This is a genomic window from Streptomyces megasporus, assembly GCF_000718985.1.
GTDB classification, from domain to species: domain Bacteria; phylum Actinomycetota; class Actinomycetes; order Streptomycetales; family Streptomycetaceae; genus Streptomyces; species Streptomyces megasporus.
The window spans coordinates 1-21232 of the sequence record NZ_JODL01000030.1; the positions used below are offsets into that span (position 1 = coordinate 1).

The 21232-nt window shown below is 71.0% G+C and carries 21 protein-coding genes; 6 read left to right on the forward strand and 15 right to left on the reverse strand.

The window, feature by feature from the left end; translation table 11 throughout:
• Positions 1-43: 43 nt before the first annotated feature.
• Positions 44-277 carry a PTS sugar transporter subunit IIB gene (locus IF47_RS0122190; protein ID WP_031510681.1) on the reverse strand — a complete coding sequence of 78 codons (234 nt, stop codon included), beginning with the start codon at positions 275-277 and terminating at the stop codon, positions 44-46.
• 226 nt (positions 278-503) lie between these two features.
• On the opposite strand from IF47_RS0122190, the gene IF47_RS0122195 reads away from it, so the two are divergent.
• On the forward strand, positions 504-1754 hold the full coding sequence (locus tag IF47_RS0122195; protein WP_106982627.1) for a PTS transporter subunit EIIC: 1251 nt from the start codon (positions 504-506) through the stop codon (positions 1752-1754).
• Between the two features lie 84 nt (positions 1755-1838).
• Here IF47_RS0122195 and IF47_RS0122200 read toward each other — a convergent pair whose 3' ends face one another.
• The 8 genes from IF47_RS0122200 to clpS all read right to left on the reverse strand — a co-directional run bounded on the left by IF47_RS0122200 (position 1839) and on the right by clpS (position 7952).
• On the reverse strand, positions 1839-2594 hold the full coding sequence (locus IF47_RS0122200) for an MBL fold metallo-hydrolase (protein WP_031510683.1): 756 nt from the start codon (positions 2592-2594) through the stop codon (positions 1839-1841).
• Positions 2595-2992: 398 nt separating this feature from the next.
• A complete protein-coding gene (locus IF47_RS0122205) occupies positions 2993-3943 on the reverse strand; it encodes a PLP-dependent cysteine synthase family protein (RefSeq protein ID WP_031510684.1) in 951 nt (316 codons plus the stop codon).
• A complete protein-coding gene (locus IF47_RS0122210; RefSeq protein WP_031510685.1) occupies positions 3943-4254 on the reverse strand; it encodes a MoaD/ThiS family protein in 312 nt (103 codons plus the stop codon). The genes IF47_RS0122205 and IF47_RS0122210 overlap by 1 nt, the downstream gene beginning before the upstream one ends.
• A 94-nt stretch (positions 4255-4348) precedes the next feature.
• The gene (locus tag IF47_RS31655) at positions 4349-4480 is read right to left on the reverse strand and encodes a putative leader peptide (protein ID WP_342667284.1); all 132 of its coding nucleotides are present in this window, start codon (positions 4478-4480) and stop codon (positions 4349-4351) included.
• Between the two features lie 102 nt (positions 4481-4582).
• Positions 4583-5014, reverse strand: coding sequence for a M67 family metallopeptidase (locus tag IF47_RS0122215; protein WP_031510686.1), 432 nt, complete (start codon positions 5012-5014; stop codon positions 4583-4585).
• 108 nt (positions 5015-5122) lie between these two features.
• A complete protein-coding gene (locus IF47_RS0122220) occupies positions 5123-6700 on the reverse strand; it encodes an alanine/glycine:cation symporter family protein (RefSeq protein ID WP_031510687.1) in 1578 nt (525 codons plus the stop codon).
• 332 nt (positions 6701-7032) lie between these two features.
• Complete coding sequence (locus IF47_RS0122225) at positions 7033-7641, reverse strand: DUF2017 domain-containing protein (protein ID WP_031510688.1); 609 nt, start codon at positions 7639-7641, stop codon at positions 7033-7035.
• Positions 7641-7952 carry an ATP-dependent Clp protease adapter ClpS gene (gene clpS, locus IF47_RS0122230; protein WP_031510690.1) on the reverse strand — a complete coding sequence of 104 codons (312 nt, stop codon included), beginning with the start codon at positions 7950-7952 and terminating at the stop codon, positions 7641-7643. The genes IF47_RS0122225 and clpS overlap by 1 nt, the downstream gene beginning before the upstream one ends.
• A 230-nt stretch (positions 7953-8182) precedes the next feature.
• Here clpS and IF47_RS0122235 point away from each other — a divergent pair, with 230 nt between their 5' ends.
• Together IF47_RS0122235 and IF47_RS0122240 are read left to right on the forward strand one after the other, a co-directional pair.
• The gene (locus IF47_RS0122235; RefSeq protein WP_031510691.1) at positions 8183-9511 is read left to right on the forward strand and encodes a nicotinate phosphoribosyltransferase; all 1329 of its coding nucleotides are present in this window, start codon (positions 8183-8185) and stop codon (positions 9509-9511) included.
• Positions 9512-9791: 280 nt separating this feature from the next.
• The gene (locus IF47_RS0122240) at positions 9792-10385 is read left to right on the forward strand and encodes an isochorismatase family protein (protein ID WP_031510692.1); all 594 of its coding nucleotides are present in this window, start codon (positions 9792-9794) and stop codon (positions 10383-10385) included.
• A gap of 146 nt (positions 10386-10531) precedes the next feature.
• Here the strand turns inward: IF47_RS0122240 and IF47_RS0122245 are convergent, their stop codons facing one another.
• Complete coding sequence (locus tag IF47_RS0122245) at positions 10532-10852, reverse strand: hypothetical protein (RefSeq protein WP_031510693.1); 321 nt, start codon at positions 10850-10852, stop codon at positions 10532-10534.
• A 136-nt stretch (positions 10853-10988) separates the two neighbouring features.
• Positions 10989-13358, reverse strand: coding sequence for an immune inhibitor A domain-containing protein (locus IF47_RS0122250; protein ID WP_031510694.1), 2370 nt, complete (start codon positions 13356-13358; stop codon positions 10989-10991).
• Between the two features lie 346 nt (positions 13359-13704).
• Between IF47_RS0122250 and IF47_RS0122255 the strand changes: the two genes are divergently transcribed.
• Positions 13705-13980, forward strand: coding sequence for a hypothetical protein (locus tag IF47_RS0122255; protein ID WP_031510696.1), 276 nt, complete (start codon positions 13705-13707; stop codon positions 13978-13980).
• A gap of 215 nt (positions 13981-14195) precedes the next feature.
• On the opposite strand, the gene IF47_RS0122260 is transcribed toward IF47_RS0122255, so the two are convergent.
• Both IF47_RS0122260 and IF47_RS0122265 read right to left on the reverse strand, forming a co-directional pair.
• The gene (locus IF47_RS0122260) at positions 14196-15818 is read right to left on the reverse strand and encodes an RDD family protein (RefSeq protein WP_031510697.1); all 1623 of its coding nucleotides are present in this window, start codon (positions 15816-15818) and stop codon (positions 14196-14198) included.
• A gap of 259 nt (positions 15819-16077) precedes the next feature.
• Complete coding sequence (locus IF47_RS0122265; protein WP_031510698.1) at positions 16078-16551, reverse strand: Lrp/AsnC family transcriptional regulator; 474 nt, start codon at positions 16549-16551, stop codon at positions 16078-16080.
• Positions 16552-16674: 123 nt separating this feature from the next.
• On the opposite strand from IF47_RS0122265, the gene hppD reads away from it, so the two are divergent.
• Together hppD and IF47_RS0122275 are read left to right on the forward strand one after the other, a co-directional pair.
• Complete coding sequence (gene hppD / locus IF47_RS0122270) at positions 16675-17820, forward strand: 4-hydroxyphenylpyruvate dioxygenase (RefSeq protein WP_031510699.1); 1146 nt, start codon at positions 16675-16677, stop codon at positions 17818-17820.
• Between the two features lie 124 nt (positions 17821-17944).
• The gene (locus IF47_RS0122275) at positions 17945-19312 is read left to right on the forward strand and encodes an FAD-binding oxidoreductase (RefSeq protein ID WP_031510701.1); all 1368 of its coding nucleotides are present in this window, start codon (positions 17945-17947) and stop codon (positions 19310-19312) included.
• A 144-nt stretch (positions 19313-19456) separates the two neighbouring features.
• Here the strand turns inward: IF47_RS0122275 and IF47_RS0122280 are convergent, their stop codons facing one another.
• On the reverse strand, positions 19457-20284 hold the full coding sequence (locus IF47_RS0122280) for a S16 family serine protease (RefSeq protein WP_031510702.1): 828 nt from the start codon (positions 20282-20284) through the stop codon (positions 19457-19459).
• Positions 20285-20368: 84 nt separating this feature from the next.
• Positions 20369-21013 (reverse strand): IclR family transcriptional regulator, encoded by a 645-nt coding sequence (locus IF47_RS0122285; protein WP_031510703.1) that lies wholly within the window; start codon positions 21011-21013, stop codon positions 20369-20371.
• Positions 21014-21232: the final 219 nt, after the last annotated feature.

The following is a 21232-nucleotide window of genomic DNA, read 5'->3' on the forward strand; positions in this document are numbered from 1 at the left end:
GTGTGGGGGTGGGTGTGGGGGTGGGGGGTTGTGGTGTGGGGGTTCACATCATGTCTTCGATTTCGGCGGCGATGGGGTCGGCGTCGGTGCCGATGACGACCTGGATGGCGGTTCCCATTTTGACGACGCCGTGGGCGCCGGCGGCTTTGAGGGCGGTTTCGTCGATGAGGGAGGGGTCTTCGACTTCGGTGCGGAGGCGGGTGATGCAGCCTTCGATTTCGATGATGTTGTCGATGCCTCCGAGTCCGGCGACGATGTTCTCCGCTTTGTCGGTCATCTTCGCTCCTCCGTTTTCCTGGTCGCCGCTGCTGTTCGTGCGATGTCTCGTGTGCCGTCTCGGCGACGGCTTCCCCTGTCCGACCGGAATGGCACATTAACCTACGGTATGCCCATCTCGCGAGAGGGCGTCCAGACGGGTTCGAACCGTTCCGACGGGTGGTTCGCGCGGCCCCACCGTTCCATGGCTCCACAGGAGGAAGCTGATGTCCACGGCCGATGTTCCGATGTCCACCGACAGTGGAAGTGGCGGTTCGGGCCGCGGTTCGAAGGCGATGGCGGTGGCTCAGCGCATCGGGCGGAGTCTGATGCTGCCGATCGCCACGTTGCCCGCGGCGGCTCTGATGGTCCGTTTGGGGCAGCAGGACATGCTCGGCCGGGAGGGTTTTCCGTCCGTGGCCAATCGGGTGGCCGAGTTTCTGGCGGCGGGTGGCGGGGCGTTGTTGGACAATCTGCCGCTGCTGTTCGCCGTCGGTATCGCGGTGGGGTTCGCCAAGCGGGCCGATGGGTCGACGGGGTTGGCGGCCGTGGTGGGTTATTTGGTCTTCCGGCAGGTGATGGCCACGTTCGTGGATCCCAATCTGCCGCCGGAGGAGGGTGTGCCGCGGCCCGCGGACGCGGGGGTCCTGGGTGGTGTGGTCATGGGGCTCGTGGTGGCCCTGTTGTATCAGCGGTACCACCGGAAGAAGCTGCCGGACTGGTTGGGGTTCTTCGGGGGGCGCCGGTTGGTGCCGATTCTGTCGTCGTTCGCGGGGTTGGGTCTGGGGGTCGTCTTCGGGTATGCCTGGCCGGTGCTGGGGGCCGGGATTCACGGTTTCGGCGAGTGGTTGGTGGGGTCCGGGGCGGTGGGCGCGGGGATTTTCGGGGTGGCGAACCGTGCGTTGATCCCGGTCGGCATGCACCACTTGCTGAATTCGTTCCCGTGGTTTCAGGCCGGTTCCTACGAGGACGACGGGGTGCGGTATCAGGGTGACATCGCCCGGTTTCTGCACGGGGATCCGACGGCGGGGCAGTTCATGACCGGTTTCTTTCCGATCATGATGTTCGCGCTTCCGGCGGCTTGTCTGGCGATCTACCACTGTGCTCGGCCGGAGCGTCGGAAGGTGGTGGGCGGGATGATGCTCTCCGTGGCGCTCACCGCCTTTGTCACCGGTGTGACCGAGCCGATCGAGTTCACGTTCATGTTCGTCGCGCCGGTGTTGTACGCGGTCCATGCGTTGTTGACGGGTGTGTCGATGGCGTTGAGTTGGGCGTTGGGGGCGCGGGACGGTTTCGGTTTCTCGGCCGGTGCGATCGATTTTCTGTTGAATCTGGGGATCGCGACCAGGCCCTGGTTGTTGGTGGTGTTGGGGTTGTGTTTCGCGGTGGTGTACTACGCCGTCTTCCGGTTCGCGATCGTCAGGTTCGATCTGCCGACGCCGGGTCGGGAGTCGCGGGAGGAGGCGGAGGAGCTGGAGAAGGCTCAGTACCGGGCGTAGGGGGTGTGGTGTGGGAGGACGTGCGACGGCCGCCCGCGGGGCGTGGGTTTCCGTGGGCGGCCGTCGTGTGTCCGGTTACCCGTTTCAGAGTTCGTACACGGCTCCGGGGCGGGCCAGTTCGATCGGGCCTTTGAAGGCGGTCCGGGCGTCGCGGAGGTTGACGTGGGGGTCGGTCCACGGCGGGATGTGGGTGAGGATCAGGCGTTTCGCTCCGGCTTTCTCGGCGAACTCTCCGGCTTCTCGTCCGTTGAGGTGGAGTTCGGGGAGGTCTTCCTTGCCGTGGGTGAAGGAGGCTTCGCAGAGGAAGAGGTCGGCGTGGCGGGCCAGGCCGGTGAGGGCTTCGGTGGGGCCGGTGTCGCCGGAGTAGGCGATGGTCTTGCCCTTGTGTTCGACGCGGAATCCGTAGGCTTCCACCGGGTGCCGGACGAGGTCGGCGTGGATGGTCAGCGGTCCGAGGCGGAAGGTGCTCGCGGGGGCCAGGTCGTGGAAGTCGAACACCTCGCTCATGGAGGTGTCGGACGGGGTGTCGGCGTAGGCGGCGGTCAGTCGCTGTTCGGTGCCTTTGGGGCCGTGGACGGGGATGGCCTCGCAGCGTCCTCCCTCGAAGCGGTAGTACCGAGCCACGAAGTACGCGCACATGTCGATGCAGTGGTCGGCGTGGAGGTGGCTGAGGAGGATGGCGTCGAGGTCGTAGAGGCCGCAGTGGCGTTGCAGTTCGCCGAGGGCACCGTTTCCCATGTCGATCAGGAGCCGGTAGCCGTCGGCCTCGACGAGGTAGCTCGAGCAGGCCGATTCCGCGGACGGGAACGATCCCGAGCAGCCGACGACGGTGAGCTTCATGGGGAAGGAACCTCCGTGGCCCGGGAAGAGGGGTTACCTGAGCGTAAGACGCGTGGGGGCCGGCGGCTCCTCCGTCGGGCTCCGTTGTGGGCGGAATCACCAGGGCGGGGTAGGGCCGCGTGGGTGTGGACGGTGCCGTGTCCGGGGTGTTGTGGCTGGTCGTTCCGGGGGTGTGCGGGCCGTGGAGGGTGGTGCCGTGGGTGGGGTGTTCCGGGTGTCGGTGGGTGGGGGCGCGCCGCCGCTCCCGGCCGCGCGGGGGCGGCGGGGAGCGTGGCGGTGGGGCGGGTGCGCCGTGCGGGGGTGGCGCGGTCGCTCGGGGTGCGCGGTCCTGTGTGGGGTGTCGCGCGGGTGTCGCGTGGGGGGTGTCGTCCGTGGGGCCGGGGGCGTCGTGCTCGGAGCTATGCCCAGAGCTGGCCTTGGAGTGCTTCGACGGCGGCTTCGGTGGAGGGTGCGGTGTAGATGCCGGTGGAGAGGTATTTCCAGCCGCCGTCGGCGACGATGAAGACGATGTCGGCGGTTTCGCCCGCTTTCATGGCCTTGCGGCCGACGCCGATGGCGGCGTGGAGGGCCGCTCCGGTGGAGACGCCCGCGAAGATGCCTTCTTGGGCGAGGAGTTCGCGGGTGCGGGTGACGGCGTCCTCGGAGCCGACGGAGTAGCGGGTGGTGAGGACGGTCTCGTCGTACAGTTCGGGCACGAAGCCTTCGTCGAGGTTGCGGAGGCCGTAGACGAGGTCGTCGTAGCGTGGTTCGGCGGCGACGATCTGGATGTCGGGGACCTTTTCGCGCAGGTAGCGGCCGGCGCCCATCAGGGTGCCGGTGGTGCCGAGGCCGGCGACGAAGTGGGTGATGGAGGGGAGGTCGGCGTAGATCTCGGGGCCGGTGCCGCTGTAGTGGGCGCCGGCGTTGTCGGGGTTGCCGTACTGGTAGAGCATGACCCAGTCGGGGTGCTCGGCGGCCAGTTCCTTGGCGACGCGCACGGCGGTGTTGGAGCCGCCGGCGGCCGGGGAGGAGATGATCTCGGCGCCCCACATGGCCAGCAGTTGGCGGCGTTCCTCGCTGGTGTTCTCCGGCATGACGCACACCATGCGGTAGCCCTTGAGTTTGGCCGCCATGGCCAGCGAGATGCCGGTGTTGCCGGAGGTGGGTTCGAGGATGGTGCGGCCGGGGGTGAGTCGGCCGTCCTTCTCCGCTTGCTCGATCATGTGGAGGGCCGGGCGGTCCTTGATCGAGCCGGTGGGGTTGCGGTCCTCCAGTTTGGCCCAGATGCGGACGTCTTCGGAGGGGGAGAGCCGCGGTAGGAGTACCAGGGGGGTGTTGCCCACCGCGGCGATCGGCGAGTCGTAGCGCATCAGCGCATGCCCTTCCGCTGTCCGACCGCCGTCTCGGTCGCTCCGCCGGCCACGGCGGGGAGGATGGTGACGCTGTCGCCGTCGCTGAGCTTGGTGGAGATGCCGTCGAGGAAGCGGACGTCTTCGTCGTTGAGGTAGACGTTGACGAAGCGGCGCAGTTCGCCGCCCTCGACCAGCCTTTCCCGGATGCCGTTGTGGCGGGTCTCCAGGTCCTCGATGAGTTCGGCGAGGGTGCCGCCGTTGCCCTCGACGACCTTCTGGCCGTCGGTGTGGGTGCGGAGGATGGTCGGGATGCGGACCTCGATGGCCATGGGTGTGCTCCTGTGGGAGTGGCGGGGTTTTGGAAAGTGTGTGCCGTGCGGACGTGCGCGGGTGCGGCCGGTGGGGCCGCGCGGGGGCGCCCGGTCAGTGGTGGGCGCGGTCGCGGCGCCGACAGGCGGCGCTGGTGAGGCGGCACAGGTCCACGTGTAGGCGTGCCACGAGCAGCGCGCCCGGGGCGTTGCCCGAGGAGTTTTCGCTCACATCGTGGTTAACCATGGGCTCATCGTAACGATTCCCCGTCCGGGACTCGGATGGGCGTGTCACGATGCGGACCGTGCCGTCTCACCTGTTGTCCCGCGCGGTTTTCACCGGCTGGTGTCAGTCGTCGTAGGCGGGGACGATCCTGACTTCTTCCTCCGTGACCTCGCCGTCGACGATGCGGAAGGAGCGGAAGGAGAAGGGGCCTTCGTCGTTGCCGCACTCGGCGGTGGAGACCAGCACGTAGTGGGCGCCGGGCTCGCTCGCGAGGTCGATGTCGGTGCGCGAGGGGTAGGCCTCGGTGGCCGTGTGCGAGTGGTAGATGACGACGGGTTCCTCGTCGCGGTCGTCCATCTCGCGGTAGAGCTTGAGGAGGTCGCCGGAGTCGAATTCGTAGAACGTCGGGGAGCGGGCGGCGTTCAGCATGGGGATGAAGCGTTCGGGCCGGCCGCTGCCGGCCGGGCCCGCGACGACGCCGCACGCCTCGTCGGGGTGGTCCTGTCGAGCGTGCGCGACGATCTTGTCGTGCAGCTCTTGGGTGATGGTCAGCATGAGCGACAGCATAGGCAGGCCGGGTGGGCGGGGCCCCGCCCGTACCGGTGTGCGGTACGGGCGGGGCCCCGGTGGTGCGGTGTGGGTCTCCTCGCCGGTGGGTGGGGGTCACTTGGCGAGTGAGGTGGCCTCTCCGGTGGGGTCGGCCTCGTCGGCTTCGATCTGCTCCTCGGTTTCGCCGGCGTCCCGGCGGCGGGTGTACTCCAGGACCTTCCGCAGTTCCTTCTTGACGACGGGGGCCAGCAGGTACAGGCCGATGATGTTGAACAGTGCCGCCAGGAAGAGGGCCGCGTCCGCCAGGTCGACCAGGACGCCCAGGGAGAGCAGGGCGCCGCTGATGATGACGGTGCAGAAGACGATCTTGTAGATGAGGTCCGTGGTCCTGTTGTGGCCGAAGAGGAAGCCCCAGCACTTGAGGCCGTAGTAGCCCCAGGTGATGACCGTGGAGAAGGCGAACAGGATCACCGCGATCGTCAGCAGGTAGGGGAACCAGGGCAGCGCGGTGTCGAAGGCGTCGGAGGTGATGGAGATGCCGGCGCTGGTGCTGGTGTCGATCGCCTCGCCCGTCATGGCCGCGTCGCGGGTCTGCTGGTAGAGGGGGCCGCCCGCGATGACGATGGTCAGGGCGGTCATGGTGCAGATGACGACGGTGTCGATGAAGGGTTCGAGCATCGCGACGACGCCTTCGGTGGCGGGGCGCTTGGTCTTCACCGCGGAGTGGGCGATGGGGGCGGAGCCGATGCCGGCCTCGTTGGAGAAGGTGGCTCGCCGGAAGCCCTGGATCAGGGCGCCGAGGAGGCCGCCGGCCACGCCTTCGGGGGCGAACGCCTCGGTGAAGATGGTGACGATGGCGTCCGGCACCGCGTCGATGTTGAAGCCGATGACGAGGAGGCAGGCGGTGACGTAGAGGATCGCCATGGACGGCACCAGTCGGCTGGTGACGGCGCCGATGGAGCGCATGCCGCCGATGAGGACCAAGGAGACCAGGACGGCGATCAGGACGCCGAAGAGGAGTGCGCCGCCGGAGGTGCTGAAGAAGCTGTTCTCCTTGCCGGTGACGGACTGGAGCTGTTCCAGGCTCTGGTTGACCTGGAAGAGGTTGCCGCCGAAGAAGGTGAAGAACAGCAGCATCACGGCGGACAGGACGGCGAGGACCTTGCCCAGGCCCGCCAGGCCGCGTTCCGCCAGGCCTTTGCGCAGGTAGAGCATCGGGCCGCCGGAGACGGTGCCGTCGGCGTGGATTTCGCGGTACTTCACGCCGAGGGTGCACTCGACGAACTTGGTGGCCATGCCGAGGAAGCCGCACAGGATCATCCAGAAGGTGGCTCCGGGGCCGCCGATGGAGATCGCGATGGCCACGCCGGCGATGTTGCCGAGGCCGACCGTGCCGGAGACGGCGGAGGTGAGGGCCTGGAAGTGGCTGACCTCGCCGGGTGCGTTCTTCTGCTCGTACTTTCCGCGGACCAGGCGCAGGGCCAGTCTGAAGTGTCTGACCTGGGCGAATCCGAAGTAGGCGGTGAAGATGGCGCCGGCTACGACCAGCCAGCCCACGATGAGGGGGAATTCCGTTCCGAGGACGTCGACGGTGTGGAAGACGATGTCGCCCAGGAATTCCGCCACCGGTTCGAAGACGCCGTTTACGGCTTCTTCCACCGAGTCGGTCCAAGAGGTTGCGGTGTCTGCCATGGGGTACCTCTGGCGGGTGCGGCTGCGGGGGCATGCGGCGACGGTGGTCGCCGGTGATGCGGTGGACGGGGTGGGGGGGGGTTGGTTGTCCAGAAGGCCGAGCACGATTCCGCCCGAGTTTCCGAGGGGGTCGCCCTCCTGACGGAAAATCGGGTTGGGTGTTCCTACCACGCTGCGCCATCAGCAGGGTGTGACCCACATCACACGCTCATATTACGGTCACATCACGGGGCTCGATACGCGAACAAACCGGATGCTTTCTCCGAGGAAAGAACGCGCGACTCCGATAATCGAACGCCGGCCGGCCACGGAACGTGATCGGCGTGCTCCGCTCAGGCCGTCAGCGTCTCCACCAGCGACTCCTGCAGGGCGCCCAACCACAGGTAGGCCATCGCCATCGGCTTGCGCGGATCGCCGTCCGGCAGGTCGTACAGCTTGTCGCCGTCCTTGTCGTCGGCGAGCTCCAGGCGCGCGCCGATCGCCAGCCGCAGGTCGTTGAGCGCGCCGAGCCACTGCCGTGACTGCTCGGGGGTGAGGGTGAGCACCGCGCCCCCGTCTCCGCCGGGGGTGAGGGCGTCCAGGGAACGCACCAGGGCGAGGCCGTCCTCGCGCTTGCGGGCGCGCAGTTCGTTCTCGGTGTAGCGGCGGAACTCCGCGGAGGCCGCCCGTGCCTGCTCGTCGGGTTCGGCTCCGGGGTCGCCGTAGGCGTCCGGGAAGAGGCGGGCCAGCGCCGGGTCGGCGGGGGGTTCGCTGGGGCCGTCGGCCATCAGCGCGGCCAGCGGGTCCCGTTCCGCGGCCTCGGCCGCGTCGCCGCCCGGTCCGGGGCCGATCAGTTCCAGCAGTTGGACGGCGAGGCTGCGCAGGATGGAGATCTCGACCTCGTCGAGCGCGACGGCGGCCCCTCCGGGCACGGTGGCTGCGGGTTCGAAGAGTCCGGGCATCAGCGGTCCTGCTGGAGTGTCGCCCACAGGCCGTAGCCGTGCATGGCCTGGACGTCGCGCTCCATCTCCTCGCGGGTGCCGCTGGAGACGACCGCGCGGCCCTTGTGGTGGACGTCCAGCATCAGCTTCCTGGCCTTCTCCTTGGGGTAACCGAAGTAGGTCTGGAACACGTAGGTCACATAACTCATCAGGTTCACCGGGTCGTTGTGGACGACCGTGACCCAGGGGACGTCCGGTTCGGACACCGCCCAGGGCGCCTCGTCGGACTCCGGGCGGGTGATCTCGGTGGGTTCGCTGGGGGCGACCGACACGAGGGCCCCGCGGGCGGCCCCGGTCGCCCTGCCCCGTCCGGCGGCGCGGCCCGCGGCGGGGTGCGCCACGGGCGCGACGAGGGGCATCGGTGTCCGGCGTGTGTCGTCGCTCACGGGTTCCATGCTGCCACCCGTACCGGGTGGACATGCAAACGGGCCGGCCGTGGGCGTCGCCACGCTCCTCGAACAGATATCGTCAGTTTGACGAGATTAGGGGTAGCATCCATCGTATGAACACAGCAGACCTGGGCCTGCCGGTCGCCGTGCCGTCGACTGCGCTCTTCACCGACCACTACGAACTCACCATGGTGCAGGCCGCGTTGCGCGGCGGGACCGCCAACCGGCGCTCCGTCTTCGAGGTCTTCACCCGCCGACTGCCCGAGGGCCGTCGCTACGGCGTGGTGGCGGGCACCGGACGGGTGCTGGACGCGGTGGAGAACTTCCGCTTCGAGCCGGAGATCCTGGAGTTCCTGCGCGAACGGGGCGTCGTCGACGAGCCCACCCTCGCCTGGCTGGCCGACTACCGCTTCCGCGGCGACATCAAGGGCTACCCCGAGGGGGAGGTGTACTTCCCCGGTTCGCCGATCATGCGCGTCACGGGCACCTTCGCCGAGTGCGTGCTGTTGGAGACCGTCATCCTGTCGATCCTCAACCACGACTCCGCCGTCGCCGCCGCCGCGTCCCGGATGGCCGTCGCCGCGCAGGGGCGTCCGCTGTTGGAGATGGGCGCCCGGCGCACCCACGAGCTGTCGGCGGTGGCCGCGGCGCGGGCCGCGTACGTCGGCGGCTTCTCCTCCACCTCCGACCTGGCCGCCGGATACCGCTACGACATCCCCACCGTCGGCACCAGCGCCCACGCCTTCACGCTGCTGCACGACACCGAGCGGGACGCCTTCACCGCGCAGGTGAAGTCCATGGGCCGCGACACCACCCTCCTGGTGGACACCTACGACGTGGCCGAGGCCGTGCGCGCCGCCGTGGAGGTGGCCGGGCCCGAGCTGGGCGCCGTCCGCATCGACTCCGGCGACCTGCTGCTGCTCGCCCACCGGGTGCGGCAGCAGCTCGACGAGCTGGGGGCGCGGGACACCAAGATCATCGTGACCAGCGACCTGGACGAGTACGCCATCGCCTCCCTCGCCGCCGCCCCGGTGGACGCCTACGGGGTGGGCACCCAGCTCGTCACCGGCAGCGGCCACCCGACCGCGTCGATGGTCTACAAGCTGGTGGCCCGCGCGGACTCCGAGGACCCCGACGCGCCGCTGCGGCCGGTGGCCAAGAAGTCCATGGGCGGGAAGATGTCGCTCGCCGGCGTCAAGTGGGCCGCGCGGCGGCCGGACGAGAGCGGCGTGGCGGAGGCCGAGGTCGTCGGCACCGGCGAGGTGCCCGAGGAGCTGCGGGACCGGCTGCTGCTGGTGGACCTGATCCGCGGTGGCGAGATCGTGGCCCGCGAACGGCTGGACGTGGCCCGCGAACGGCACGTCCGGGCCCGTGACGGGCTGCCGCTGTCGGCGACGCAGCTCTCGCGCGGCGAGCCGGTCCTGCCGACCGAGTACGTCTGAGCGGTGTGTCCGGGCGACTCCGGGTACCCCGTGGGGGAGGGGCACGGACCGTCCGCACGGTCCGCGGTCGTCCGGCGCGCCCGCGGGCCCCCGGGCGTTCCCGTGGCGGGCGCCGAGTGTCTAAGGTCGGACACGTTCCGCCCGCCCCCACCGGGCTCCCCGGCGTCCCCACGGATCCATCCTCGTTCCCACCACTCCGTCCCACCGTTCCGCTTCCACTGCTCCGTTCCATTTGCTCCGTTCCACCACTCCATCCGACTCCAGCCGAAAGGTGTGCACCATGCACCGGGCCCTGATCGTCGTAGACGTCCAGAACGACTTCTGCGAAGGCGGCAGTCTCGCGGTCGCGGGCGGTTCCGACGTGGCCGCGGCCATCACCGATCTGATCGGGCAGGCGACCGCCGGTTACGACCACGTCGTCGCCACCCGTGACCACCACGTCGCCCCGGGCGACCACTTCTCCGACCACCCGGACTTCCGCCGCTCCTGGCCCCCGCACTGCGTGGCCGGGACCGAGGGCGCGAGCTTCCACCCGAACTTCGCCCCCGCCGTCGCCTCCGGGGCGATCGACGCGGTCTTCGACAAGGGCGCGTACGCGGCGGCCTACAGCGGCTTCGAGGGGGTGGACGAGAACGGCGTCACGCCGGCCGAGTGGCTGCGCTCCCGCGAGGTGGCGGAGGTGGACGTGGTCGGCATCGCCACCGACCACTGCGTCCGCGCGACCGCCCTGGACGCGGTCCGTGAGGGTTTCCGCACGCGGGTGCTGCTGGGCCTGACGGCCGGGGTGGCGGCGGAGACGACCGAGAAGGCCCTCCGGGAGCTGCGTGAGGCCGGGGTGGAGCTGACCGGCGAGCCGGTGGTCCCGGGGGCCTGAGAGGGGCCCCCGAGGCCCCTCGGCGCTCCCCGGACGCCTGCCCGGGCGGCTCGGCGCCTCGGTGCGCCGGGGCCGCCGGGGCGGGACCGCGCGGGGCGATCCGGCCGTCGGGTCATCGGGGCGCCCCGGTCATCGGGGCGTCCCGGTCATCCGACGGCGGGCCGCCGGAGGAGGGCGCCCACCGGTCTCCACGGGTCGGCCCCGGTCTCGCAGGGCGTCGCCGGGCGCCAGACCAGGCCGTCGGGGTGGTGGAGCACCGCGCTGATCTCGTCGGGCGTGGGCGGCTCGGCGTTGCCGCGCAGGTAGACCGCGCGCAGGCCGAGGTTCCGCAGCCGGGTCAGGGCGCGGGCGCGGTTGGCGGAGTGGACCAGGAAGCGGACGCGCTGCCCGCCGGCCCCCGGCCCGGCCAGCGAGATCGCCACCACCACGCTGCCGTCCGGCAGCCGGGTCCAGCCACCACCTGCCATGCTCACCACTCCCCCGTTATACAACACGTCAGCAAAGGGTCTCGTCGACGCATTCTTGACACGATCGGCCGCCGCCCGCCAGGGGCGACGGCCGATCTTTCTCCGTCTTACCGCAGTGACCTGCGGAAACGTGGTGTCACTTCTTGCCGGAGGGTCCGACCTTGACGGTGATCGTCTTGCCGTTCAGCGGCTGGTTCACGATCGTGATGCGCGTGTTGGTGTCGGGCACCTTCACACTGCCGGTCGGGTTGGAAGCGTCCCAGTACGTACCCTTGCGGTCGTCGAAGACCGGGTTGCCCAGCTTCCAGCCGACCTTGGCGGATTCGCCGTTCTTGTGAAGGGTCATCCCCTTCGTCGGCCACCAACTGAAGGTGGAGTCGTAGGACTGGATGCGGTTGCGCATCAGCGTGCCGTCCGACCACTTCTCGGCCTTCGGGTGGGCGTCGATCGGCAGGATCAGGCCCTCGCCCGGGTGGACGCTGGTGTTGTTGTTCAACTGTGAGGTGTCCCACAGCCAGATCAGCAGACCGGTCTGGTACGGGTAGCGCTCGGTCCAGTCCGGGCGGCTGTTCTGCCAGCCGAAGTTGTACGGGCCGACCTTCAGGGTCTCGTCGTAGGAGACGTACTGCCGGTTCTCGGCGATGTAGAACTGCGGGTAGGAGCTGGTGAACGACCCCCCGATGCGGGAGAAGCCGTTCGCGGTCCACCCGTTGTCGTCACCCTCGGCACCGTCGGTGAGGAGCGTCTCGCCGTCGGCGGTGATGGTGATCTCGTCCGCCGCGAAGCCCTTCTCGGCGACACCACCGTCGGTGCGGTAGTGGAAGCGGAGCAGGACCTCCTGGCCCACGTACTCGTCCAGCGCGTAGGACAGGTCCACCCAGCCGCCGGACTCGCCGTCCAGCGCGGGGGTGTCGGAGGCGTCGCGGCCGATCGGCTCGCCGTTCCGCGTGCCGTCCAGGGCGGTCCAGGTGGCGCCGTCGTCGGTGGAGACCTGGGTGTAGAGGTAGTCGTAGCCGGTCTCGATCTCCCACCAGCCCTTGAGGTCGAGCGACGCGGTGGAGACACCGGTCAGGTCGACGGTACGGGTCAGGGAGTTGCGCAGGTCGTCACCGCTGCCGCTCCACCACTGCTTGTCGCCCGCGGCGGGGTCCACGATCGCGGTCGTGACCTCCTTCTCGGGCAGCTCGACGATCAGCGCCTGCGGGTTCTTGCCCTGCTTCGCCGAAACGCCCAGCTTGTGGGTGGAGTGGGTGGCGGCCTTGGCGGTGTCGTAGTCCAGCCAACCCATCATCAGCTTGTCCCAGGCGGTCATCTCGCCCGCGGAGTCGCCGATGGCGGTCTTGCCCTTGCTCAGCCAGGAGCCGGAGGACATCAGGGTCCAGAAACCGGTGGAGTTCTCGCCGCCGGAGGTGTCGTACAGGTCCGGCAGGCCGAGGTCGTGGCCGTACTCGTGGGCGAAGACGCCCAGGCCGCCGTTCTCGGGCTGCACGGTGTAGTCGCCGACCCAGATGCCGGTGTCGCCGATCTCGGTGCCGCCGGCCCTGTTGAACTCCGGACCGGTGCGGCCGTAGTCGGTGCCGTAGGCGTACCAGCGGTGGGCCCAGATGGCGTCCTCGCCCTGCGCGCCGCCGCCGGCCGACTCGTCCTCGCCGGCGTGGACGAACTGGAAGTGGTCGATGTAGCCGTCGGACTCGTTGAAGTCGCCGTCACCGTCGAAGTCGTAACGGTCCCACTGGTCGTACTCGGCCAGTTGGGCCTTGATCTCCTCGTTGGTGCGGCCGGCGGCCTTCTGGTCCTCGACCCACTGGTTCACACCGTCGCGGACGGCGTCCCAGACGGTGTTGCAGACGTTGTCGCCACAGGCGTTGGTGCCGTAACGGGCCTCGTTGTACTCGACCTTGACCCAGTCGGAGACCGTGCCGTCCACGGAGTACTTGCCGGAGGACTGCGTCTCGTAGTACGTCTTCAGCGAGTTCTCGCCGTCGCCGAAGTAGATGTCCTCGAAGTGCTCGCGGTTGAAGTCCTCCTCCCAGTAAGTGGAGTTGTCCTTCTTCCGGTCGGGCTCGGCTATCTGGTTGTGCAGCGGACCGGGCGTGCCGCCGTACCGCGGGTCGATCTTGTCGCCGAACTCCAGCAGGATCGTGAAGATCTTGTCGGTCTTGGTCTGCTCCATCTCGACGTACTTCTCGTCGTCGAGCTTCATGACCTTGGAGCCGTTCTTGGTCACGGGCTTCTCGCCCGAAGCCAGGCGCTCCAGGGCCGCGAGGCGCTGGGCGCGCTGCTTCTCGGTGAGAGGGCCCGGCAGATCGTGGGCCACGTGCTCACCGTGGCCGCCCTTGCCACCCTTGTGCCCCTTGCCCTTGACCTGGGCCGCGGCCGGGTCACGGCCGTCGGGCGCGGTGCCCTCGTGGGCGTAGGCGGCGCCGGCGGTCAGAAAGGTCGCCCCGATGACGGCGACCGTCGTGGCCAGTGCGGCGGATCTGATCGTCCTCCGTTGGCTCTTCACTAGGTATTGCCCTCCCCATGCATGGCCATGGCACGTGTGTGCACACGCGTGGAGGCATTCGACATGAGTGGCGGCCGAAAAAACAGACCTTGATTTGAACACGCCAGGCAAGTACGGTGCCCGACCATCGTGTCGCGGAATCCGGACAGTTGGGGCCGGCGGGGGCCGGGTGCCGGGGACGCGGCATGACTCCGTGCGCCCCTTGTGCATCGGCCTGGTGGCGACCGTGTGTCAGGTCACGCTTACCCCTCGCACCGCACGGGCATTCGGCATCGTAGAGTCGTTCGACGGATCGCGACCACCGTCGTGCGACACCGACTCCCGACACCCGAGGACGGATTCCGTCATGCCGCGTCCGAATCCCGCACAGCTCGCCTACGGTTCGGCCACCGTCATCCTCTCGGCGCTCGTGATGCTGCTCGTGACGCAGGCGCGTTCGGGAGCCGGGATCGTGGTCGTCGCGAGCGCGGCGCTCGCACTCGGGCTGACCGTCGCGGTCACGGTGCCCGCCAAACGCGCGGCGCACCGTGCCCGTCCGGTGGCGGCAGGGGTGCCCGGACGGCGCGGCGCGGAGGGCGCCGAGGCCGAACGGCGCCTCGCGCAGCCCTCGTTGCGCCGCTGACCCTCTCAACTCCTTTGCCCGCGGCCCCGGTTCGGGGCCGGCGCGCGCCCGGCCGCGGCGACCTCTTCGGCCGCCCTCGGCCCTTCGACCGCCGCGGGGAGCGCGGCGCGGCTGTCGCGTTCTCATGACCCGAGTGCACCGCGCCGCCGCGCGCCGCGCATCCGACGTGTGCCGTTCGGGCGACGGGCCGCCGGGGCCGGACGGGCCGCGCCGGGTCACTCCGAGGCGCCCGCCACGAAGGTGCGCGCCGCCTTGTCGTGCCAGCACTGCCGCCACGGCTTGTCGACGACGCACCAGAAGGCGTTCACCACCCCGACCCCCACCAGGGACAGCGGGCCGTACACCAGCCAGCGGCGCAGCGCGGCGCCGAACGACGGGGTGTCCTGCTCCTCGATGTCGAGCACCGTCAGGCCGAACAGCTTCTTGCCGAGCGTGCGGCCCCACCGGGCGGTGGGCAGCACCTCGTAGAGGAGGCCGAGGAGGAGGAAGGCGGCGAGCACGATCGCGAGGTAGACCCCGGTGGTGCCGTCGATCAGCCAGACCTGGCGGGTCACACCGGCCTGTTCGACCTCCTCGATCCGCCCCCTGATGTGGTCGACGCTCGGGCCGACGAACGGGAAGGCCACCGCGCCGGTCACCGCCGTGACGACGATCCCGTCGACGAGTCGGGCCGCCAGCCGCCGTCCGAGCCCGGCGGGGCGGGCCTGCCGCTGGGCGGCCTGGAGGAAGGGGTCGACGGTGGGCGGCTTCCAGGGCACGACCCGCTCGGGGCCGCCCGGTGTCCCGCCCGCGGGCTGCCGCGCCGGCACGGGGGAGGCCGGATTCGGCGCGGCGGCGTTCGGTGCGGAGGCGTTCGGTGCGGAGGTGTTGGGCGCGGGGATGTTGGGTGTTGGAGTGTTGGGCGCCGGGGCGGGCGCGGGGGCGCGTTGGGCCAGTTCCTGCACCTGCCGCGTCCAGGAGGGCTGTTCGGGCGCGGGAGCGGCAGGCTGCACGGGCGCGGGCGCGGCCGGCGCGGGCATGGGGGCGGCGGGCGCGGGCATCGGGGCGCTCGGCGCGGGCGCGGGAGCGGCCGGGGGCGTCGGCCGGGCGGCGACGGGGCCGCGCAGCCCGACGGTGTCCTGTCGTCCGGCGTTCGGGGCGCCGGCGCCCTCCGGGCGTACGGGCCGCATCCGCACGGTGCCCTCCGTGTGGGGCGGGGCCTCCTCGCCGCCCGTCGGCCCGGTCTCCACCCGCCTCCAGCCGCCGCGCGGGTCGGAGCCGGGCTCCAGCGCGTGCGGGGCGCGGCCCGCTCCCAGGGCCGGGGCGCCGCCCGCGGGGGGCGTGCCCCAGGAGACGCGGCCGTCCCGCTCCCCGTCGAAGCCGGACTGGCGGGAGGCGTCGGCCTGCCAGGCGGAGGCGGGCTCGGGCCGCCCCCCGTGCGGGCGGGACGGGTCGACCCGGGCGGTCGCCCGGTCGCCGGGGCGGATGTCCACCTCGCCGCGTCCGCGCACCTCCGGGAGCGCGCCGCCCCCGGACGGCGTCGAGGAGGCGGCGGCCCCATCACCCCCGGAGCCGTCCTCCTCGTCCAGGAAGACCGGGCCCGTCTCCTCGCGCGCCGACTCCTCCCGCGCGGCCGGAGCGGTGGGCTCGGCCTGCGCGGGCGGGGCGGCCTGCGTCGGGACGATCGCCGCTCCGGGGGGCGCGGCGGGCATCGGCTCGCCCTCGGGGGGCGCGGGCCGGCTGGTGCCGGGTACCCACGCGGCGCCGTTCCAGTAGCGGATGTACCCCGGGATGGACGGGTCCGGGTAGTAGCCCGGACCCGGGGTGCCGTGGGCGGATGCTGACGGAGGGGCGCTCATGTGTCCGGTCCCGTATCTGCTCGGCCGTTGCTTGGCGTGTGCCGCACCCCGCCCGCCGACGCGGCCGGGGAAACGCTGGGTCCACTATCTACCAGAGAGAGCCGACTCCTCGCCCCGAGCACCGCTGCCCGCCCCTCCATCCGGCGACGGGAGGACCGGCCCCACCGTGCCCGGAAGGACGTGAGGGAGGGGTGGGGGCGGACGAGGTCGCACGGGGGCGCGCGGACGCATCCGACGTGCCGGGAACGCCGAGGGGACGTCAGCCCGCTTCCCGGGCCGCCTGGCGCACCAGCGGGACGATCCGCAGCGGTACGGGGTTCTCCATGACGATGGTCGTCGAGGCCCGCACGATGCCCTCGAACCCCACCACCTTGTCGATCACCCGCTGGAGGTCGGCGTTGGAACGGGCCACCAGGCGGCAGAGCATGTCGCCGTGGCCGGTGATGGTGTGCAGTTCCAGCACCTCGGGAACGGATGCCAGGTGGGCCCGTACGTCGTTGCCCTGTCCCTGTCTGATCTCCAGTGTGGCGAAGGCGGTGACCGGGTAGCCGATGGCCGCCGGGTCCACGTCGGGGCCGAAGCCGCGGATCACCCCTCTGCTCCGGAGCCGGTCCAGCCGCGCCTGCACGGTGCCCCGGGCCACGCCGAGGCGGCGGGACGCCTCCAGCACCCCGATGCGGGGTTCCCCGGCGAGGAGTTCCAGCAACCGGCCGTCCAGTTCGTCGATGCCCACGCCCCTGCCTCCCCATGGTCAACCTGTACAGATCGCCCGGTGTGATCGGGCCTTCGCCGGGCACATTGCCCAGTGGATGCATGAACTATTGCGCACCTTGTGGTTCAGCGGGAGTCTGCCGCCATGACTGAGACCATCCACCACACCCCCGGCACCGCCCGGCAGGCCGATCCCTTCCCGGTGAAGGGGATGGATGCGGTCGTCTTCGCCGTGGGCAACGCCAAGCAGGCGGCGCACTACTACTCCACGGCCTTCGGCATGCGGCTCGTGGCCTACTCCGGCCCCGAGACCGGCAGTCGGGAGACCACCGGTTACGTCCTGGAGTCCGGTTCGGCCCGCTTCGTCCTCACCTCGGTCGTCAAGGCCACCACCGACCGCGGGCGGTGGCTGGCCGAGCACGTCGCAACGCACGGCGACGGCGTGATCGACCTCGCCATCGAGGTGCCGGACGCCCGGGCCGCCTACGAGTACGCCCTCGCCCACGGCGCCACCGGCCTGGAGGAGCCCCACGAGCTGAAGGACGAGCACGGCACAGTGGTGCTCGCCGCCATCGCCACCTACGGCCAGACCCGCCACACCCTGGTGGAGCGCTCCGGCTACGAGGGCCCCTACCTGCCCGGCTTCGTCGCCGCCTCCCCGATCGTCGAGCCCCCGGCCCACCGCTTCTTCCAGGCCATCGACCACTGCGTGGGCAACGTCGAGCTCGGGAAGATGGACGAGTGGGTGGCCTTCTACAACAAGGTCATGGGCTTCACCAACATGAAGGAGTTCGTCGGCGACGACATCGCCACCGAGTACTCCGCGCTGATGTCGAAGGTCGTCGCCGACGGCAAGCGCAAGGTGAAGTTCCCGCTCAACGAGCCCGCCATCGGCAAGAAGAAGTCGCAGATCGACGAGTACCTGGAGTTCTACGGCGGTCCGGGTGTGCAGCACATCGCGCTCGCCACCAACGACATCGTCGCCTCGGTGCGGGCCATGCGCGCCGCCGGTGTGGAGTTCCTGGACACCCCCGACTCCTACTACGACACCCTCGGCGACTGGGTCGGCGAGACCCGGGTGCCGATCGAGGAGCTGCGCGAGCTGAAGATCCTCGCCGACCGGGACGAGGACGGCTACCTGCTGCAGATCTTCACCAAGCCCGTGCAGGACCGGCCGACGGTGTTCTTCGAGATGATCGAGCGCCACGGCTCGATGGGCTTCGGCAAGGGCAACTTCAAGGCCCTGTTCGAGGCGATCGAGCGCGAGCAGGCCAAGCGCGGCAACCTCTGACCCACCTCCCCTCGACCGCCCGCCCCGCCACCGTGGCCCCGCCGCCCCGGTGGCGGGGCCACGGCCTGTTCCCGGCGCCGTCCGCCCCGTTGCCGGGGCGGCGCGCCGGTGCCAGGCTGACGCCATGAACGCGCTGATCGAACGGCTGCGAGACGGTCTGCCCGAGGACGCGGTCCTCACCGACCCCGACGTGACGGGCTCCTACGCCCACGACATGGCGAGCTTCTGCCCGGCGGGCACGCCGGCGGTCGTCGTCCTGCCGCGCACGGTCGAGCAGGTGCGGCACGTGATGCGCACCGCGACGGCGCTGCGGGTGCCCGTCGTGCCCCAGGGCGCCCGCACCGGACTGTCCGGCGGCGCCAACGCCGTCGACGGGTGCATCGTGCTGTCGCTGGTGCGCATGGACCGCGTCCTGGAGGTCGACCCGGTCGACCGGATCGCGGTCGTCGAGCCGGGCGTGGTCAACGCCGACCTCTCCCGGGCCGTCGCGGAGGCGGGTCTGTGCTACCCGCCGGACCCCTCCAGTTGGGAGCAGTGCACCATCGGCGGCAACATCGGCACGGCCTCCGGCGGCCTGTGCTGCGTGAAGTACGGGGTCACCGCCGAGTACGTCCTGGGCCTGGACGTGGTGCTGGCCGACGGGCGGCTGATGTCCACCGGGCGCCGGACCGCCAAGGGGGTGGCGGGCTACGACCTGACCCGGCTGTTCGTCGGCTCCGAGGGCACCCTGGGCGTCGTCGTCGGCGCCACCCTGGCCCTGCGTCCACGTCCGCCCCGGCAACTCGCGCTGGCCGCCGAGTTCCCCTCGGTCGCCGCCGCGGGCGACGCGGTGTGCCGGATCATGGCCGCCGGGCACACGCCGGCGCTGCTGGAGCTGATGGACCGCACCACGCTGCGCGCGGTCAACGAGCTGACGAGGATGGGGCTGCCGGAGAGCACCGAGGCGCTGCTGCTGGCCGCCTTCGACACCCCGGACCCGGCGGCCGACCTGGCCGCCGTCGGTGACCTGTGCTCGGCGGCCGGGGCGAGCGAGGTCGTCCCGGCCGAGGACGAGGCCGAGTCCGCGATGCTGCTCCAGGCGCGACGGTCGGCGCTGGTCGCCCTGGAGGCGATCAGGGGCACCATGCTGATCGACGACGTGTGCGTCCCCCGCAGCCGGCTCGCCGACATGCTCCAGGGCGTCGAGGCCATCGCCGAGAAGAACGACCTGACCATCGGGGTCTGCGCCCACGCGGGCGACGGCAACACCCACCCCGTGGTCTGTTTCGACGGGCGCGACCCACAGGAGGCGCGCCGGGCGCAGTCGTCGTTCGAGGAGATCATGGCGCTCGGTCTGGAGCTGGGCGGCACGATCACCGGCGAGCACGGGGTGGGCGTGCTCAAGAAGGAGTGGATGGCCCGCGAGCTGGGTCCGGTGGCCATGGAGGTGCAGCGCGGCATCAAGCAGGTCCTCGATCCGCTGGGCCTGCTCAATCCGGGGAAGCTGTTCTGACCGCCGGCCCCGGGGCTCGGGGCTCGGGGCTGTCCGGTCCGCCTGAGCCGGGGCCACCGGGCGCGGATCTCCACACCGGCTCCGCACACCGTCGCCGCGGGGTCCCGTCGTGCGCCGCCCGCGCGGACGCCGCGCGCACCCCGGTCAGGGCCGGCAGCTCGGCACCCGTCCGCCCTCCCGCAGCGCCTCGAGCGCGTCCAGGGCGCCGTCCAGGGTGGCGACGGGGACCAGGCGCAGCCCCTCGGGGAGTTCGGCCCGGGCCGCCTCGCACTCCGCCTCCGGGACCAGGAAGACGGTGGCGCCGTCGCGCTTGGCGGCCTGGGTCTTCAGCGGGACGCCACCGACCGGGCCGACCTTCCCGTCCGCGTCGATGGTCCCGGTGCCGGCGATCCTCCGGCCGCCGGTGAGGTCGTCGCCGTCGAGCTTGTCGACGATGCCGAGGGCGAAGAGCAGTCCGGCGCTGGGGCCTCCGACGTCCGCCAGCCGCAGGTTCACTTCCACGTCGTCCTCGGACAGGCCCAGTTCGCGCAGCGCGGCGGTGACGGCCACGTCCTGCGACTCCTCCATCTGGGCGGTGGTGTGCCGCTCGATCTCCTCCGGGTCGTCGCCGACCGGGTAGACCGCGTCGCGCGGCATCACCGCGCGGTCGGTGTCGAACCAACCGCCCAGCACGTCGCCCAGGCGCACGGTCGTCTCCGGGGCGGTCGCCGCGATCGTGGTCGCCAGCAGCGCGCCCTCGGAGGCGCCGTCGCCGCTCCTGGCGTCGCCGCCCTTGGAGTCACCGCCCTTGGAGTCGGCTCCCCCGGTGACGGTGATGACCGGCCTGCCCTTGTACTCGCCCAGGACGTTCGCGGTGACACCGGGCTGGGCGACCGAGAACGGCAACGGGGCGAGGGCGGCGACCGCGAGCAGCGCGGTGACGAGCGTCCCGCAGGCCGCGAGGGTCCGTGCGCGAGGGGTCGGAGCTGGCATGGGAGTGAATCTAGTTCACCGCGGCGACGGACGCGGCGGCGGCGCCCGGCCGTCCGGGTCGCGCGCCGTCCGGCACACGGGTGGTCACCGCAGGAAGTCGGCCACCTCCTGTGCCGCCTGGACGACCCTGGGCCCCACCTTCCGGGGCACCGACTCCGAGAGCATCACCACACCGACGCTGCCCTCGATGCCGTTCACCCCGAGCAGCGGGGCGGCGGCGCCGCAGGCGCCCGCCTCCAGTTCGCCGTGGGTGAGGACGTAGCCGTCGGTCAGCCCCTCCTCCGGGCGGCGGCCGGCGAGGATCGCGCGGCCGGCGGCCCCCCTGTCCAGGGGGTGACGGAAACCGGTGCGGTAGGCGACGTGGTAGTCGGTCCAGCTCGGTTCGACGACGGCGACGGCCAGGGCCTCGTTGCCGTCCACCAGGGTCAGGTGGGCGGTGGCGCCGACGTCCTCGGCCAGCGCCCGCAGCGCGGGCAGGGCCGCCTCCCGCACGAGCGGGTGCACCTGCCGGCCCAGCCGCAGCACGCCGAGTCCGACGCGGGCGCGGCCCCCCAGGTCCCGACGGACGAGGGAGTGCTGCTCCAGGGTGGCGAGCAGTCGGTAGACGACCGTGCGGTTGACCCCGAGCTTGTTGGACAGTTCGGTGACGGTCAGCCCGTGATCGGTGTCGGCGAGCAGCTTGAGGACGCGCAGCCCTCTGTCGAGCGTCTGAGAAGTCTCCGCGGTCACGACGCCCCCTCCTCGGGTGTGTCCCGTCGGTCCCGTCGACGGACACGAGTGCCTGGTTGCTCCCGGAAAGACCGCCGATTGGTCTGGCGGGTCGCACCGGCCGCGCTCCGGTGCGGGGATGCCACGGAGCGTGTGCGTGTCGGGAAACTTAGCGACCGTCAACACGCCTTCGAAAGACTCTGTCCAGAATCCGGTCATCGCTGCACTGGTTTATCCGCA